The 17,565-nt window shown below is 62.3% G+C and carries 14 protein-coding genes and 1 riboswitch; of the genes, 10 read left to right on the plus strand and 4 right to left on the minus strand.

Annotated elements, in window-relative coordinates:
• Window positions 1-88: 88 nt before the first annotated feature.
• From ACVOMC_RS08815 to ACVOMC_RS08840, 6 genes are all read left to right on the plus strand, one after another.
• On the plus strand, window positions 89-523 hold the full coding sequence (locus ACVOMC_RS08815) for an EamA family transporter (protein WP_481523640.1): 435 nt from the start codon (window positions 89-91) through the stop codon (window positions 521-523).
• A gap of 71 nt (window positions 524-594) precedes the next feature.
• Complete coding sequence (locus tag ACVOMC_RS08820) at window positions 595-2,607, plus strand: M2 family metallopeptidase (RefSeq protein ID WP_481523641.1); 2,013 nt, start codon at window positions 595-597, stop codon at window positions 2,605-2,607.
• A gap of 308 nt (window positions 2,608-2,915) precedes the next feature.
• Window positions 2,916-3,416 carry a hypothetical protein gene (locus ACVOMC_RS08825; protein ID WP_481523642.1) on the plus strand — a complete coding sequence of 167 codons (501 nt, stop codon included), beginning with the start codon at window positions 2,916-2,918 and terminating at the stop codon, window positions 3,414-3,416.
• Window positions 3,417-3,487: 71 nt separating this feature from the next.
• Window positions 3,488-4,357, plus strand: a complete 870-nt coding sequence (locus ACVOMC_RS08830; protein ID WP_481523643.1) for a TIR domain-containing protein — start codon at window positions 3,488-3,490, stop codon at window positions 4,355-4,357.
• Between the two features lie 281 nt (window positions 4,358-4,638).
• On the plus strand, window positions 4,639-5,379 hold the full coding sequence (locus ACVOMC_RS08835; RefSeq protein ID WP_481523644.1) for an abortive infection system antitoxin AbiGi family protein: 741 nt from the start codon (window positions 4,639-4,641) through the stop codon (window positions 5,377-5,379).
• 376 nt (window positions 5,380-5,755) lie between these two features.
• Window positions 5,756-6,334, plus strand: coding sequence for a DUF6642 family protein (locus ACVOMC_RS08840; RefSeq protein WP_481523645.1), 579 nt, complete (start codon window positions 5,756-5,758; stop codon window positions 6,332-6,334).
• A 1,202-nt stretch (window positions 6,335-7,536) separates the two neighbouring features.
• Here ACVOMC_RS08840 and ACVOMC_RS08845 read toward each other — a convergent pair.
• Together ACVOMC_RS08845 and ACVOMC_RS08850 are read right to left on the minus strand one after the other, a co-directional pair.
• The gene (locus ACVOMC_RS08845) at window positions 7,537-7,953 is read right to left on the minus strand and encodes a hypothetical protein (protein ID WP_054657894.1); all 417 of its coding nucleotides are present in this window, start codon (window positions 7,951-7,953) and stop codon (window positions 7,537-7,539) included.
• Window positions 7,954-8,031: 78 nt separating this feature from the next.
• Window positions 8,032-9,252, minus strand: coding sequence for a multidrug effflux MFS transporter (locus ACVOMC_RS08850; protein ID WP_054657898.1), 1,221 nt, complete (start codon window positions 9,250-9,252; stop codon window positions 8,032-8,034).
• Window positions 9,253-9,579: 327 nt separating this feature from the next.
• Window positions 9,580-9,686, plus strand: a riboswitch (glycine riboswitch).
• Between the two features lie 110 nt (window positions 9,687-9,796).
• Here ACVOMC_RS08850 and gcvP point away from each other — a divergent pair.
• The 3 genes from gcvP (at window position 9,797) to ACVOMC_RS08865 (ending at window position 15,252) form a co-directional block, all read left to right on the plus strand.
• On the plus strand, window positions 9,797-12,661 hold the full coding sequence (gene gcvP, locus ACVOMC_RS08855; protein WP_481523646.1) for an aminomethyl-transferring glycine dehydrogenase: 2,865 nt from the start codon (window positions 9,797-9,799) through the stop codon (window positions 12,659-12,661).
• A gap of 221 nt (window positions 12,662-12,882) precedes the next feature.
• On the plus strand, window positions 12,883-14,301 hold the full coding sequence (locus tag ACVOMC_RS08860) for an XVIPCD domain-containing protein (RefSeq protein WP_481523647.1): 1,419 nt from the start codon (window positions 12,883-12,885) through the stop codon (window positions 14,299-14,301).
• Between the two features lie 3 nt (window positions 14,302-14,304).
• Entirely contained in the window at window positions 14,305-15,252 is a 948-nt protein-coding gene (locus tag ACVOMC_RS08865; protein ID WP_481523648.1) for a hypothetical protein, read from the plus strand.
• Between the two features lie 60 nt (window positions 15,253-15,312).
• Here ACVOMC_RS08865 and ACVOMC_RS08870 read toward each other — a convergent pair whose 3' ends face one another.
• Window positions 15,313-16,044, minus strand: coding sequence for an AraC family transcriptional regulator (locus tag ACVOMC_RS08870; RefSeq protein WP_481523649.1), 732 nt, complete (start codon window positions 16,042-16,044; stop codon window positions 15,313-15,315).
• Window positions 16,045-16,210: 166 nt separating this feature from the next.
• Here ACVOMC_RS08870 and ACVOMC_RS08875 point away from each other — a divergent pair, with 166 nt between their 5' ends.
• On the plus strand, window positions 16,211-16,621 hold the full coding sequence (locus ACVOMC_RS08875) for a hypothetical protein (protein ID WP_481523650.1): 411 nt from the start codon (window positions 16,211-16,213) through the stop codon (window positions 16,619-16,621).
• 6 nt (window positions 16,622-16,627) lie between these two features.
• On the opposite strand, the gene ACVOMC_RS08880 is transcribed toward ACVOMC_RS08875, so the two are convergent.
• Entirely contained in the window at window positions 16,628-17,440 is an 813-nt protein-coding gene (locus ACVOMC_RS08880; RefSeq protein ID WP_481523651.1) for a hypothetical protein, read from the minus strand.
• Window positions 17,441-17,565 lie beyond the last annotated feature (125 nt).

A 17,565-nucleotide genomic window follows, 5' to 3' on the forward strand; every position in this document is an offset into this window, starting at 1 on the left:
GTAAGTCGCGACCATCCTCCCTTTACCCCCCAAACCCCACCACCCGGCTCCCACCCAAACACCCCCGTCGTCACAGAAAGGACACCCGATGGCCACCTTCCCGCACTGGCTGCCCTGGGCGCTGCTGTCGGCGGTGTTCGCCGCGCTGACCGCGATCTTCGCCAAGCTCGGCCTGCAGGGCATCGATCCGGATCTGGCGCTGCTGCTGCGCACCGCGATCATCGTCGTGGTGCTGGCGATGTTCGTGACCGCCACCGGCAAATGGCACAACCCGCTGCAACTACCCGCCACCACCGCCGGCTGGCTGGCGTTGTCGGCGCTGGCCACCGGCGCCTCGTGGCTGTGCTATTTCCGCGCCCTGCAACGCGGTCCGGCCGCGCAGGTGGCGCCGGTGGACAAGCTCAGCGTGGTGCTGGTGGCGCTGTTCGCGGCGGCCTTCCTGCACGAGCGGCTGGCGTGGCGGGAATGGCTGGGCGTGGTGATGATCGGCGGCGGCGTGCTGCTGATGGCGATCAGGCGCTGACCTTTGTCCACTTGCGGCGCTGACGCGGCCGCTCTACCTTCGCCGGACTTGAAATCACTCCGGGGATCACCGTGAAGAATCGTCATCTGGTATTGGCCGCCGCGGTTGGCGTGGCCGTGCTCTCGCTGGCCGCCTGCAAGAAGGACGCCGCGCCCGACGCCGCCGCGCCGGCCGCCAGCGCCGCCGCCCCGGCCGAAAGCGCCGACCAGTTCATCGCCCGCGTGAATGCCGAATACAAGGCCATGTACCCGGAGATGACCTCGGCGCAGTGGCTGTCCTCCACCTATATCAATGACGATTCGGCGCGTGTGGCCGCCAAGGCCAACGAGCGCTGGCTGACCACGCTCAACGGCTGGATCGAGCAGGCCAACAAGTACGAAGGCCAGCCGATGAGCGCTGACACCAAGCGCGCCATCAGCCTGCTCAAGCTGATGACCGCCATGCCCGCCCCGCGCGATCCGGCCAAGCTGGCCGAGCTGGCCGGCATCGCCACCAAGCTGGAAGGCGACTACGGCGCCGGCACCTACTGCGTGGGCGAAGGCGATGCCAGGAACTGCCGCCAGCTCGGCGACCTGGAAAAGGTGCTGGCCACCTCGCGCGACTACAACCAGCAGCTCGACGCCTGGCAGGGCTGGCACTCCACCGCCGTGCCCTCGCGCGCCAGCTACCAGCGCTTCGTCGAACTGGTCAACGAAGGCGCCCGCGAGCTGGGCTACAGCGACGCCGGCCAGATGTGGCGCAGCGGCTATGACATGCCGGCCGAGCAGGTCGGCCCGGAAACCGACCGCCTGTGGGAGCAGGTCAAGCCGCTGTACGAGCAGGTGCACTGCTACACCCGCGCCAAGCTGGACAAGGAATACGGCAAGGACAAGGCCGAAGTGGGCGGCGGCATGATCGCCGCGCACCTGACCGGCAACATGTGGCAGCAGGACTGGAGCAACCTGTGGGACATGACCGCGCCCTACCCGAATGCCGGCAGCCTGGACATCACCGCCGCGCTGGAAAAGCAGTACCAGGGCAACCTGAGCGCGGCGCTGGCCAAGGCCGGTGGCAGCGATCCGGCAAGCCGTTTCAAGGCCCAGCGTGAGGCCGAACTGGCCACCGCGCGGCAGATGACCGAGCGCGCGCAGGACTTCTACGTGTCCCTGGGCATGCCCAAGCTGCCGGAGAGCTACTGGGCCAACACCCAGTTCATCAAGCCGCTGGACCGCAACGTGGTCTGCCACGCCAGCGCCTGGGACATGAACATGGGCGGCAACGGCAAGGATATCGGCCCGGACGTGCGCACCAAGATGTGCATCACCCCGACCGAAGAGAACTTCACCACCATCTACCACGAGCTGGGCCACATCTATTACGACCTGGCCTACAACCCGCTGCCGCCGCTGTTCCAGAACGGCGCCAACGACGGCTTCCACGAAGCCATCGGGGACACCATCGTGCTGGCGATGACGCCCAAGTACCTCAACTCCATCGGCCTGGTCGGCGCCCAGCAGGAAAGCCGCGAGGCCACCATCAACGCGCAGATGCGCATGGCCATGAGCGGCGTGTCGTTCCTGCCGTTCGGGCTGATGATCGACCGCTGGCGCTGGGGCGTGTTCGACGGCTCGATCAAGCCGGACCAGTACAACCAGAAGTGGTGGGAACTGAAGGCCCAGTACCAGGGCGTGGCCCCGGCCACCGCCCGCGGCGAGGAATTCTTCGACGCCGGCGCCAAGTACCACGTGCCGGGCAATACCCCGTACCTGCGTTACTTCCTGGCGCGCATCCTGCAGTACCAGTTCTACAAGGGCCTGTGCGATGCCTCCGGTTATACCGGCCCGCTCAACGAGTGCAGTTTCTACGGCAACAAGGAAGCCGGCCAGAAGTTCTGGGCGATGCTGAGCAAGGGCGCCAGCCAGCCGTGGCAGGCCACGCTGAAGGAACTCACTGGCGAGGAGAAACTCGACGCCGGCCCGATGCTGGAATACTTCGCCCCGCTGCAGGAATGGCTCAAGCAGCAGAACGAAGGCCAGATGTGCGGCTGGACCGCGCAGGCGCCGGCGGCCAGCGCACCGGCAGCACCGGCTACCACTGCTAAATAAAATCTGCGGGTGGTTTGAAGACGAAGGGCGCCTTTATGGCGCCCTTTGTTTTTTGCGAGTTCATCCTGCTATTTCGAGTCCACTGACTTCTACGCAACCTCGTTACGCCGGCGAACTGGAGGGTGTAATCGTTACACCGTCATTTTTGCGGCATAAAAACGGCGCAAAGCACCCTGCCCGCTATCCACAGACCCATCAAGCCAATGGAATACAAGGAAAGCTCCTTGGATTGCCAGCAACATTGAACTCGGCCATGATCGACGCCATGCCGCATTTGGGCGGTCCAATAAGTGTTAGACGAAACGACAATGCAATCGATCATTTCAAGCCTTAAAGATCCCGCGTGGTGGTTCACCGTCTTTGTGGCGGGAATCATCGTGAGTATCGTTGCGGGCTTTCTCAAAGACTGGGTTGCGAGAACGTTTGCCACGCACTCGGCAAAGCTTCGCGAGCGCCAGAAGGCGAAAGCACAGCGCAGAGAGGAATTGTTTGAGGTGCTTGCGACCAACGACACCTATCTTATTCTCTCCATGATTAGGCTGATGGGATTGGTAATATTCTCGTTCGTCATCATGCTGTTCTACTTTTCCCTGCCACTCATGGCGGAGATAAAAGAGATTCTTTGCACGATTGCTCCGCTTGGTGGCAAGTGCGCACGTGCGGCTCATCCTTCAGCAGAAAGATCCATAATTGCACTTTCTGGCATTTTAACAATGCTAACTAGCTACAAGGCCAGCAGCCGCTTCGCGCTTGTTATGGAAGGCCTTAAGCGCTACAGGAAGAAAAACAACTTTCCGCGCATCGTCTAACAATTCATTCAAGCCGAAACCATTTCGCGGATCGGCTCAACTCAGGTGTTAGCTCTCTCTTAGGAGGCATCGTGTACAACTTGGTGGTAAGCGGAAACGATACAGCGTGGGACCTGCCTGCTTACGAGTTTCCGAGGAATCGGTTTCTCGAGTACACCATTGATTCGATCAAGAACCAACACAAAGAGTTAACCACCCAGATTGTCTCCAACCTCAAGTCTTACCCTTCTCTTTTCATGTATGAGAGATACGACCGAGAAGCAAAAGTCGGCTACATCCGAAACATTGTTGAGCGCGGAAACTCCGTATCTATTGAATACGAGTTCGATCCCGCAATCGAGCCCGTAATACCAGACAAGCTTAGAGAACTAGCATCGACCCTACAGATTGATGAGTACCACGGAGAACAATACCGAACACATTGGGCGGTAAAGCCAGTCGACCTTCTCGCAACTCTCAATGCAGCTGGCCTTGTCAGTAAAAGCATTGAAAACACCGATGGATCTTTGGGGCGACTGGAAGAACTACGTTTCAGGGTCGCTTTCTCGTTTCCCGGTGAACTACGAGACTATGTTGAGGGCATCTCAAACCACGTGAAGAAAGCACTTGGTCCGGGTAGCGTTTTTTACGACAACGACTTTCAAGCCCAGCTGGCCCGACCAAACTTAGATACCCTGCTGCAAACCGTCTACCTGAAGAGCTCTGATTTGGTGGTGGTCTTTCTGTCGAGTGACTATGACAAAAAGATGTGGTGTGGAATTGAGTGGCGCGCAGTGCGCAGTTTCATCAACAGTCGCAGCGATGAAACCGTAATGTTCTTTCGCGCTGACAACGCAGAGGTTCCAGGAGTCTTTGCTCATGACGGCTACATTGATGTTGCTAAGTTCCCGCCAGAGCAAGCTGCCAAATTCGTACTAGAGCGCGTTCAGCTATTGCGGTAAGAGCAAAACAAGGGTCAGAGTTAATGAAATAAATGCACTCTGTCACCGGGGTGCCATCTGATATTGAAAACCCTGTATCTGCCTCGAAGCCCAGCCCGGCGCGGTGTTTGCCAGCATGCTGATCGGGGAACCGGCCCAGCCAAGGTGACTTCCCAAGTTCCAGGGTTTTTGCTTGGGTGACAGAGCAAATTGCTCGGAGTCTCGAGCTTTTTTAAAGAATGGGGTCAGGTTCACCTTTACAGCCCACGGGACTTAACCTGAACCCGCTACTGGAAACACCCATGCGACCCAAGTCCAATACGCTTTTTCACTTTACTAAGAGTCCCGAAACGCTCAAGAGCGTATTACGAGGCGGATTCTGGCCGCGATACTGCTTGGAAGACGTGGGCTGGCTCGGGTACAGCACGTATGAGTACATTGCTTATCCAATGGTCTGTTTTTGCGAGATTCCGCTGTCTCGTATAGCTGATCACGTAGAGTTCTACGGAGAATTTGGGCTGGGCTTAACGCGCGAGTGGGCGGAAACGCAGGGACTGAATCCCGTCTTCTATACGGCGCGGTCAAGCCAAATCGCTAAGGCGTTCAAGGAAGTCAGTACGCACGCGGGCCTGCTGCCGGATCAAGGAATGCAAGACGCAGCCTATGCGACAACCCGTTATCTACTAGCGCACGCGAAGCCAACCTCCGGCAAGATGCGCCTCAATGGCGAACCCGTGGATAAGGTCTTCTATCAAGAATCAGAGTGGCGCTACGTGCCGCGGGCATCGGAGTTCCCTGACTATCTACACCAAGCAGCCTTTGATGATCCTTTAGAAGTTGAACGAGCCAACCAACTGACTAAAGCTAACGCCATTCTTGAGTTCAGCCCTCGGGACATCCGGTATGTGTTCGTCAAAGCAGACTCAGATATCCCGGACATGGTTGATTTCATCTACACGCAGATGCGGCACCTCATCGCCTCTGATCAACAGATGCTCATGAGTCGCGTCGTGTCGTTAGAGTCGTTGCGTTACGACCTGTAGCCCTAACAGGACCAACAAAACAGGGGGCAGAATGAATTAAATAAAAACACTCTGGTGCGGGAGGACCGTAGGCTGGGTTAGCCCTACCAACCCAGCGCCTTTGACGTGCTTTGCGCTGCTGGGTTGATGGAGCCAACCCAGCCTACGGCCCTAGCGCCTTGACTGCACCGCACCCTAGTTAGGCCGGCGAATTGAACGGCGTAATCGTTACACCGTCATTTCCCGGAATAAGACGTAACCCAAGGCCTCCCTGCCCGACCTATTTCACCCTAAAATTTAAAGAACACGCAATTTCCATGCATTGCCTACGATTTGGAAGTCGGTCATGATCGAGACTATGCCGTGACTAAGCGGCCCAATGGGCGTCAGGTACTCCATGACCATTATTCGTAAGCAAGGGATTTTTTGTATTGAAGGTGAGTGGGAGAGAGAGCTAACAGACCGAAGCACAATTCAGCCTCTGATTGAGTTCTTGTCCAACAGCGACGAACTGCTACCACCTATTCACAGACGAGTCGCGACAGTAGAAAGCTTCCACTACTTTGTTAAGCGATGGGAAGAATGCAAGAACCACAGCATCGGTTACCTGTCATTCCACGGACAGAAGGGTGCACTATGCCTCGGCAAGGAGATCGTCAGTCTCAAACAGCTTGGTGAGCTTCTAAAGGACTCATGCGACGGCAAACACCTGATATTTGGTAGCTGCGAGACACTTTCAGTTACCCAATGCGAACTTGATTTTTTTCGTCGACTCACTGGCGCAAGATCCGTCTCTGGCTACCAAAAGCGCCCCGACTGGATTGAATCGTCGGCCTTCGATGTGATTTTAATGACCAACCTTCTTTATCACGACTCCCCCTCCAGAACTGAAAAATGGCTACGCAAGCGTTGCGAAGGCCTTATGGATAATTACGGGTTTATCATGAATTACCGAACCCGAAGATCGAGCACCTAATAATTCTGCATTGACGCCCCTCAAGTAGGACCGTAGCCTGGCTTGGCCTTATCAACCCAAGAATATCGGGGTCGCATAGCAGGGGCAGAGCGAATTAAATAAAAGCACTCCGGCGTGGGAGTGCTATCTGATATCGAGAACCCTACCCCTGCCTCGAAGCCCATGCCAGCGCAGTGTTTGCCAGCATGCTGATCGGGGAACCGGCCGAGCCAAGGTGACTGCCCAAGTTCCAGGGTTCTTGCTTGGGTGACGGAGCAATCTGCTCGGATTCCCGGGCCTTTTGCTCGGCGCGCGGAGCAATTTGCTCGGACCGCCGAGCACCTGAGCCCGGAACGCAGGGCTTTTTGCTCGATCAATGGAACAATCTGCTCGGAAGTCCCGAGCTTTCTGCTCGGCGCACGGAGCTGTTTGCTCGGGGCGCCGAGTACCTGGGCTCGGAACGCAGGGCTTTTTGCCCGGACGATGGCGCAATCTGCTCGAAGTCCCGAGCTTTTTGCTCGGGCGGCCGAGGCCCGTAGGCTGGGTTAGCCCTACCAACCCAGCGCCCTTGACGTGCATTGCGATGCCGGGTTGCTGGAGCCGACCCGGCCTACGGCCCTCGGGTTTTCTGCTCCGTCCCCTCGCCGGACATTCCGGTGGGTCACTCCCTGACCCGTAGCCACCGGTAACCCGACGCCTGGCGCAGTTGCAGCGAGTAGCCCGGGTAGGCGACGCGCACCCGGGACTTGTTCGATGCCTGCCTTGCGGTGTGTCCCCGGGTGCGGCCGATGGCCTTACCCGGGCTACTCGGCTGGCGGGGTGTCTGGGCGGGGTTGTCCACCAGCTCCGGCGCCGATCAGACGCCGAACTATTCCGGTGAGGCTTTTTGCTGGTCCGTTAAGGCTTTTTGCTACTCCGGAGACGCTCGGAGCTGAACAATTAAGGATTTTTGCTATTCCGGATAGGTTCCGAGCTATTCCGTTAAGGCTTTTTGCTGTTCCGGATAGCTTCCGAACTATTCCGTTAAGGCTTTTTGCTGTTCCGGATAGTTTCCGAACTATTCCGTTAAGGCTTTTTGCTGTTCGGGAGAAATCACGGGCAGCGCAGTGATGCTGCCCCGGCTTCCGGCGCCGTCTGCATGATTCACAGCCCGCCCCGCCCCCCCCATACGACAAGGGCGCCCTGCGGCGCCCTTGTGATTCACGCTCTGGGCCGATGGCCGCTCAATGCGTGCCGGCGGTGCCCTTGGCGCCTGCGCCCAGCTCGGCGGCGAGGTTGCGCTTGTAGGTGTCGAAGTCGATGCCCTGCTCCGCGGCCTCGGCGTGGGCGGCGTCCTTCAGTGCATCCGAATACATCAGGCGCACGGGGGTGTTGTTGTTCTCGTGCCATTCGGCCGCACGCATGATCAGCGCCAGCACGCGCGCGGCGCTGGGGGTCTCGCCGGCGATCTTGCCGTCCATGCCCAGCACCCATTCGCCGTCGCGGCGGACGATGCCGGCCAGCAGCGTGCGGTGCTGGTCGCGCAATTCGGCATGCGGCTCGACTTTCGCCTTGGGTTCGGGATTGGCCGCGGCCTGGTTGCGCTCGCGCTCGGCCAGCTTCTTCTTCGCCTCGCGGCGGCCCTTGGATTGGATCGACATCGGTGTGTGCTCTTGAACGGCCGCCGGTGATGGCGGCGCGGCTATTGTCCCTTATCGGGATGACAAGGCGGTGGAGCCTCAGGAATGTGTGGCCGCACGCTGCGCGCGCAGGCTGCGGCGTTCCCATTTCCATGCGATACCGCTGGCGACGGCGAACAGCCCGGCGCCGATGGCCAGCCACAGCCCGCTGCGGCTGAGCAGCGGCGACAGCACGCCGGCGATGACGGAGTTGGTCAGCAGCGTGCTGAAGGCCTGCATCGAGGAGGCGGTGCCACGCTGGCGCGGGTACATGTCCAGGATCGCCAGGCTCAGGATCGGGAAGATCAGCGCCACGCCGAAGGAGGTCAGCGGCAGCGACAGCACCGCCCACGGCACGCTCATCTGCGGGGCCAGCGCGTTGTAGCCGATGTTGTACAGGGTGGCCACGGCAATGCAGCCATAGCCGATACGCACCGCACGGACACCGTCCATGCGCCCGGCCGCCCGCCCGGAGGCGTAGGCGCCCAGCGCCATGCCGCCGATGGTGGGAATGAACAGCCACGCGAACTGGCGCTCGTTCAGGTGCAGCAGGTCCAGCACGAAGGCCGGCGCCGAGGCGATGTACAGGAACAGGCCGCCGAAGCCCAGCGAGCCGGCCGCGGCCAGCCGCAGGAAACGCGGATTGCGGGCGATGCCCAGGTAATCGCGCAGCAGCCGTGCCGGGTGCAGCGACAGGCGTGCGTGCGGCGGATGGGTTTCCGGCAGCCAGATCATCGTGATCAGCAGCAGCGCGCTGGAGAACGCCACCAGAAACCAGAAGATGCCCTGCCAGCTGCTCCAGCCCAGCAGCCAGCCGCCGATGATCGGGGCGATGGCCGGGGCGATGGAGAAGATCATCGACACCTGGCTCATCAGCCGCTGCGCGTCGTCGCCGTCGTACAGGTCGCGGATCACCGCGCGGCCGATGATGTAGCCCACGCCGGCCGACAGCCCCTGCAGGCCACGGAACAGCAGCAGCGTGGCCATGTCGGTGGCCAGCGCGCAGCCGATGGAGGCGCCGATGAACACCGCCAGCCCGCCCAGGATCACCCGCTTGCGGCCCAGCGCATCGGACAGCGCGCCGTGCAACAGGCTCATCAACGCGTAGGCCAGCAGATAGACGCTGATGACCTGCTGCATGGCCAGCTTGTCGGCACCGAGCTCGGCACCGATGTGGGGAAAGGCGGGGAACACCGCGTCGATCGCGAACGGACCGAACATCGACAGTCCGCCGACCAGCACGGCGATACGGCGCAGCGAGACCTGCTTGCTTGCTTGCATGGATTCCAACAACCGGAAAACGCACCGGCCGGCGACCGGTGCGGGACAAAAACGGGGATGAACAGGACCGGGCGCGGGCGATGCGACACGGCCATGACGGACTCAGGGTATTGGCCTGGTTCCGCATCGTTCAGCGAGATCAAGCCTTCAAGACCGCCGGGCACGGGGCGCGGCCCCAAACACCGGGATGCCGATGGTAATCCAAGCCGGTGCGCGGGTCTGCCCCGGGCTATAATCGGCGCGCTGTACGTAACACGGTGGGAGAAGCGGCTCACCCCGCTGCCGAAGGCGCAAAAGCCCGTAATCGCTCAGGCCCGATACCACCTGCAACAAAACTCTGGAGAGACCGGGTTACCGGCGCCGAAGGGGCAAGAAGCACACGATCCTCGTCGCGGCGCTTCCAAACTCTCAGGCAAAAGGACAGAGGGGCGCAAGACACGCCACCGGCTTGCCGGCTGTGGCGCCGTTTGCGCGGCGCTGTGGTCTGCCGGTGCGGGCCTTGCCCACCCCGCCTTTGCCCGCACGCCTTCTCCGGACGTCAGCCATGACCCAGAACACCCCTTCGTTGCGCGACCTCGAACATTCCTCCGCCTTCGTCGAGCGCCACATCGGCCCCAACGATGCCGAAATCGCGCAGATGCTGCGCGTGGTCGGCCACGACTCGCTTGAAGCGCTGACCGACGCCATCGTGCCGGGCTCGATCAAGTCGCCGGCGCCGCTGGCACTGCCCGAATCGCTGACCGAAGTGGAAGCGCTGGCCAAGATCCGCGCCATCGCCCGCAAGAACACCGTGCTGCGCAGCTTCATCGGCCAGGGCTATTACGGCACCCACACGCCGAACGTGATCCTGCGCAACATCCTGGAAAACCCGGCCTGGTACACCGCCTACACCCCGTACCAGGCGGAAATCTCGCAGGGCCGCATGGAAGCGCTGATCAACTTCCAGACCCTGTGCGCCGACCTGACCGGCATGGAGATCGCCAACGCCTCGCTGCTGGACGAAGCCACCGCCGCGGCCGAAGCGATGACCCTGGCCAAGCGTTCGGCCAAGTCCAAGTCCAACCTGTTCTTCGTGCATGACGCGGTGCACCCGCAGACGCTGGAACTGCTGCGCACCCGCGCCGAGCCGATGGGCATCGCGCTGCAGGTCGGCACCCCGGCCGAAGCGATGACCGCCGATGCGTTCGGCGTGCTGCTGCAGTACCCGGACACCTTCGGCCATATCGGCGACCACAAGGCGCTGGCCGAGGCCGTGCATGCGCGCCAGGGCCTGGTGGCGGTGGCCACCGACCTGCTGGCGCTCACCCTGATCGCCGCCCCGGGCGAATGGGGCGCGGATATCGTGGTCGGCAACAGCCAGCGTTTCGGCGTGCCGTTCGGTTTCGGCGGCCCGCACGCGGCGTTCATGGCCTGCCGTGACGCCTACAAGCGCTCGATGCCGGGCCGCCTGATCGGCGTGTCGGTCGATGCGGCCGGCAATCCGGCCTACCGCCTGACCCTGCAGACCCGCGAGCAGCACATCCGCCGCGAGAAGGCTACGTCCAACATCTGCACCGCGCAGGTGCTGCTGGCGGTGATGGCCTCGATGTACGCCGTCTACCACGGTCCCGAAGGGCTGACCCGCATCGCCCGCCGCACCCACCGCCTGGCCGCGATCCTCGCCGCCGCGCTGCGCGACGCCGGCGTGGCCGTGGGCAATGATTTCTTCGACACCCTGCACATCACCGGCGTGGACGCCGCCGCGCTGCAGGCCAAGGCCGTGGCTGCCGGTTACAACGTGCGCGTGATCAATGCCGGCTCGGTCGGCATCAGCCTGGACGAGACCGCCACCCGCGCCGACATCGTGGCGCTGGGCCAGCTGTTCGGCGCCAGCGTGGATGTGGAAGCACTGGATGCCAGCACCGCCGATGCGCTGCCGAAGGCACTGCTGCGCCAGTCCGCGTTCATGACCCACCCGGTGTTCAACACGCACCACAGCGAGCACGAGATGCTGCGCTACCTGCGCTCGCTGGCCGACAAGGATCTGGCGATGGATCGCACGATGATCCCGCTGGGCAGCTGCACGATGAAGCTCAACGCCACCGCCGAGATGATCCCGATCACCTGGCCGGAGTTCGCCAACATCCATCCGCTGGCCCCGGCCGACCAGGCGCAGGGCTACAAGGAACTGATCGACGGGCTGGAAGCGATGCTGGTCGAATGCACCGGCTATGACGCGGTGAGCCTGCAGCCGAACTCCGGCGCGCAGGGCGAGTACGCCGGCCTGCTGGCGATCCGCGCCTATCACCGCTCGCGCGGCGAAGGCCATCGCGACATCTGCCTGATCCCGGATTCGGCGCACGGTACCAACCCGGCCTCGGCGCAGATGTGCGGCATGACCGTGGTCGTGACCAAGACCGATGCCAACGGCAACGTCGATGTCGAGGACATCCGCCGCAACGCCGAGAAGTACAGCGACCGTCTGGCCGCGCTGATGATCACCTACCCGTCCACGCACGGCGTGTTCGAGGAAGAGGTGGTGGAGATCTGCGAGATCATCCACAAGCACGGCGGCCAGGTGTACACCGACGGCGCCAACATGAACGCCCTGGTCGGCGTGGCCAAGCCCGGCAAGTGGGGCTCGGACGTGTCGCACCTGAACCTGCACAAGACCTTCTGCATTCCGCACGGCGGCGGCGGCCCGGGCGTGGGTCCGTGTGCGGTGAAGTCGCATCTGGCCCCGTTCCTGCCGGGCAAGCTCGGTGACAACGGCCCGGTCGGCATGGTCAGCGCGGCCAGCTTCGGCAGCGCCTCGATCCTGCCGATCAGCTGGATGTACATCACCCTGATGGGCACCGCCGGCCTGCGCAAGGCGACCCAGGTGGCGCTGCTCAACGCCAACTACATCGCCACCCGTCTGGCTCCGCACTACAAGACGCTGTACACCGGCCGCAACGGCCTGGTGGCGCACGAGTGCATCCTGGATGTGCGTCCGCTGGAGAAGGCCACCGGCATCGGCGCCGAGGACGTGGCCAAGCGCCTGATCGACTTCGGCTTCCACGCCCCGACCCTGAGCTTCCCGGTCGCCGGCACGCTGATGGTGGAGCCGACCGAAAGCGAATCGCAGCACGAGCTGGACCGTTTCATCGACGCGATGATCCAGATCCGCGAGGAAATCCAGGCCATCGAAGACGGCAAACTGGACCGCGAGGACAACCCGCTCAAGCACGCCCCGCACACCGCCACCCAGGTGTCGGCCAGCGAGTGGGCCCACGCCTACCCGCGTGAACTGGCCGCCTTCCCGCTGCCCTCGCTCAAGCTGCAGAAGTACTGGCCGCCGGTGGCACGCGTGGACAACGTCTACGGCGACAAGAACATCATGTGCGCCTGCATCCCGGTGGATGCGTACAAGGATGAAGTCGAAGCCTGATTCGACCGGCTGACCAGCTGAGTAAAACAAAACCCCGCTTCGGCGGGGTTTTTTATGCGCGGATATTCCACCCTCGTGACCGCCCTACCAGGGCGGCAAGACGACCATTCGCTGCCCAAGACAGTGGAACAGGGACTTTTCCTACAGAAATCCCGAGTTGTGCCATGGCATAAACCCGGTAGCAGGACCCGGATCGCCCCATCTGACTCAAGGACAGAGAGATGCCACAGTTCGACATCAATACTTCAGCCGATGAAGTGGTCACGCTGCTGCGGCAGGGACGCGTGCGCGAAGCGGCTGTCCACCTGGAAGCATTGCGCCAAGAGCAGCCACCGGTAATCCAGGAAGCAATGGATCGCTACGTGGCGGTTCGCGCGGAAACGCAACTTGCCGCTTTGCGCCAGCCAGGCGGTATTCCCTCCGCAGATACCGTGCTCCTGCAGCCACTGCTGGACCGCATGGCAGGTACCACGCGTCCACCCCGCTTTCCCGCTCCAGGTGAAACCAGCAACTTGTCGCAGGCACAGCAACACGATGTCTATGCCAGCATCATTGGCACCCGCGGAAACAACGCGGCTCGTGATGCCTTGGCGACTCAAGACAGGGTGATACTTGGGCTGCGCAACGAAGACCAGACCACTCAAGCCCGCGGCAAAGGCGTCTATAACGATCGCATCGTGGTGCTGTGGACCGACGTTGACGGCAACCGCCGTGCCCGCGAGTTCAACGAGGCCACCACCGAGCCCACCGCACAGTATGACGGCCATGCCAAGACCACGCCGCGTAGCCCTGCCTTTGAAAACGTAGCCACGCGTACCAAGACCGAGGGTGCGGATGTGAACGGAGACGGCGTCCGCGACCTCGGCCGGCTGACCGAAGGCAGCACCGAGATGCAAGCCACCACACACCCCCGCCGCGGTCATGCTGATGAGTTTTCCTTGCGCCCCACAGCTGCTGCCATAGCCGCAGGCGGCAGACGCATTGAACGCGACAGCAATGGCGACGGCTGGTTCGACTCACGTGACACCCATGGCGTGCAGGATCTCAATAGAACCTTCAAGATGCACCGTGGCAGCCGTGAGAACACCGACTCAGCCGGCTGCCAGACCATCCACACAGTCGACTACGATGACTTTTTACGCGTTGTCCGCGGCACACCCGGGCAGGACCGCTGGCAGTATGTACTGACCTCGGTCGCCCCCGGCCAAGCCCTGCGGCACAGCCTCGACACTCCGTTGGATCCAGCGAACGATCCACGCCAGCGCCGGCATATTGATCACGCCTTGCAGCAACAGATCAGCAGCCGCCTGCAGGATCTGGGCGGCCGTTATGCTGATCAGGCCGAGGCCTTCAGCCTCAGTCTGCTGTACGACGCCAAGGCGAATGGGGTGACCCGCGTGGATCAGATCGTGACCAGCAATGCAACCGGCAACCGCGCTGAAGGTGAGACGTTGTTCCTGGTGCAAGGCCGCAGTGGCGACCCGGCTGCGCTGCGTGTTCCCGTCTCGGCGGCGGCGATGGCGGAAATGTCGATCAACAGCAGCTTGCAGCGTCTGCAAGAACAACAATTGCAGGCAATGCCAACCGTCCCCACGGTGCCCACACAGCATCAGGACACACCGACAATGGGAGGGCGTTGATCGATGGACAACCATCCGTTCTACCGGATCGCCAGCTTGTCCTGCTTTCTTTGGTTGCCCTCGGCTTGCGCTTCGGCGTTACCTGCCGAGGTTGTCCCGGACGCCTTGAATCAACGGCCCTCTATCCCGCCAGCAGCAGCGATTACGGTAACCACATCTGGCTCACCTTCACTGCCGGGAATTCCTTACCTCAGCCTGCCGCGACCATCCGATGATGCCCCGCGACAACCCGTACCGCAGGACATTGCAGATCTCATCCTGGCGTTGCCATCGGCCGATCTCGGCCTACCTGCAACTGCATTACGGCACGCCATGCACACCACCATCGGTACGGTTATGGAAGTACCTCGCATTCCGGGCCGTCCAGACCGACTGGTGAAGATGCATGCCGGCCAGGATTCAATGTTCTGGGTCCGTACATTCGAGTCCGATAACCCGAATATCCGGGGTTACCTGGTCCAGATAAAAATAGGCTGCGACAACTTGCGAAATACGGGAGTGGATCACAGCGCAGACTCAGCTTGGCGCCGCTGCATCGATGCAGACCGGCCCAGCATGGGCAGCGGATTACGTGCCTACCTGGGGATCACCGGTCGCCCACTCCAGGACGTTACCGGCAGCATCACCTCGCCAGAGCACATGCTCGGCACAGTGACCCAACAGCGCTACCAGCAACAGGGGGCGAGCCTGCCCTTTCTGGACGGCTCGCACCTGGATCGGGTACCGGTGGCGCGGTGGGTAGTGGAGTCCGACCCCGACAATCCACTACGTAACGATGCACACACCTTTGGCAAAGGCAGCTTTGCCCATGCCGGATTCCTGCTATGGAATGACGACCACTTCGAAACCCGCGCCACGGTACCGGCCACCTTGTGGCCATGCATCGACAAGACGCCGCAGCATGACTCGTGGGCATGCCCCGCGGATGATCGCTTCGTTATTCCAGACTGAAGCGATCGTCCCAACTGTCCTGTCATCCTGAAAGCCGCACTCAAGTGGGGCTTTCCTTTTTCAGCCTCCCGTGTCCGCTTCCGCGGCCTGGGCCCGCTCGGCGATCAGGGCCCGGTATTGCCGCGGCGCCATGCCGACTTCGGCCTTGAACTTGCGGGTGAAGGCGCTCTGGTCGCTGAAGCCGCACGCCTGGCCAATGCTGGCGACGCTGTCCTTGCCGTGCAACAGGTGCAATGCGATCTGGATGCGCAGGCGGGTGAGCACCTGCTGCGGCGTCATCTGGAACACTTTGCGGAACGAGCGCTCCAGCTTGGACAGCGAGAATCCGGTGATATCCAGCAGGGTCTGCATGCGCACGTTCTCGGCGTAGTGCGTATTGAGGTATTCCAGCGCCAGCCGCAACGGCTCGTACTGGGATTCCAGCCCACCGCGCTGGCCCAGATCGCGGGATATGCCGATCAGACCGACGACCTTTCCGTGCTCGATGATCGGCCGCTTGCAGGTCAGGCACCAGCCAGGCTGGCGGTTGGCCAGCAGTTGCAGCTCCATCACGTTCTCGATGACTTCACCGCCCAGTACCCGCGCATCCTGCTCGACATAGGCCTCGCTCATCCCGGCCGGATATACCTCGTCGGCGCGCTTGCCGATCACCTCGCTGCGCGACTTCATTCCCAGCCGCTGCATCATCGTCATGTTGACGTGGGTATAGCGGCCCTGGGTGTCCTTGGCGAAGAACAGCACGCTGGGAATCGCGTCGAACAGCGCTTCAATTTCAGCAGGGTCGATACGCATCGGATCAATCGGCAGGCAAGCAGGATGGCGGCCATTCTAGCCAGCCCGGGGCTGCGCCTCCCCTGCCCTTGGGCACCTGCCAGCCATGGTTGCCGCCAGATCCGGACAAGTCCGCGAGCGGCATTGGCGGCATCATCGGGCTTCTCCGCCTGCGGACCTGCCCCCCATGAGCCAAGCCCCCACTCCGAACCATTTCGCCGTCGGCCAGCTGTGGGCCTGCCAGGGCCGCCATGCCGGCGAGCAGCCCACGCTGTTGATCAACCGCATCGACCAGCATCCGCTCGGCGGCGGCAACATCTACCACGTGACTCTGGATGCCCTGAAGATCCGTCACCCGGGCCTGCCCAGCGGTTACATGACCAAGCTCGCCCACGCGCCGGTGACTGACCAGACCTTGGAGCGCAGCCAGCTGCGTTTTATCGCCCAGCGCACCCCGGATCCGGCCTACGAACAGGGGTACGGGCAGTGGCGCGAGGCGTTCGACGAAGGCCGTGCCGGCTCGTTCGGCGTCAGCACGCCGACCCTGCTGGAAATCGTCGAACGCCGCATCAACGGCACACCGCTCGACCAGCCCTGATTCACCTCAGCGCGTTGCGGGCAAAGGCTGCGGCCGGAGACCTGCTGTCGGTCCGGCTTTCACCGCCGGCCGCGGCTTCAGCGGCATTGCCTGGAGCTGCCGCACCGAGGTGATGGGCACGGCCTCGGCCCGGCGTTGCGCCGGCCACCACAGGTAGACAAAGGCGCTGCTGGTGCCCAGCAGTCGCGCCTCGCCGGCCTGCGGCGCCGCCTCACCGATCAGATGCACGCGCAGCGGGGCGCCGCGCTTGCCTTCCCGCAGCAGTTCCCCTTTGCCCTGCATATAGATAGCGCTGCCCAGCAGCATCGATGACACCACCACCAGACTGACCCCCGTCACCGGATGGATGCCCACTCCATCCCAGCTCATCAGGCGCGAGCGTGCGAACACCATCCGCGCCCACCAGTGCCGGACACGCAGGGCTTCGATGTAGTGCGGATGACGCCGGCGCACGGTATCCGGCCAGGTCACCAGCACCGCCAGCAAGACGCCACAGACAAACAGCAGGATGTAGGCCGGATCCCGCAATCCCGCCACCAGGAAATCGCTGGCCTGCAGGTAATCGAGGATGGCGATGCCGAATCCCTGGTAGAACCACCAGCTCGACCACAGCCCGAGAAAAGCCACCAGCAGGTAGGCCGTGGAGAACATCAGGGTCGGCTCGTGGCAGATCCGGCGCCACAGGCTCAATACCCAGGAGCGCTCACCGGCGGCGACATCCGGTATCGGCGACCAGTTGGACGGACGTTCGGGCAGCACACCCGTCTCCGGCGATGTGGCGGTAACGGTGCTGACGGCTGCTGTATCAGTGGTATCCATGGGCCCTCCCGGCCGATCCAGCATCGCCGAAAACGACCGTTGCCGGAAGCGGTACCAGCCAGCCAACCAATCCGTCAGATCCGTGGACGACGCACGGCTGCAACAAAAAGGCCCCGCGATGCGGG

It is taken from the genome of Stenotrophomonas sp. STEN014 (assembly GCF_056760315.1).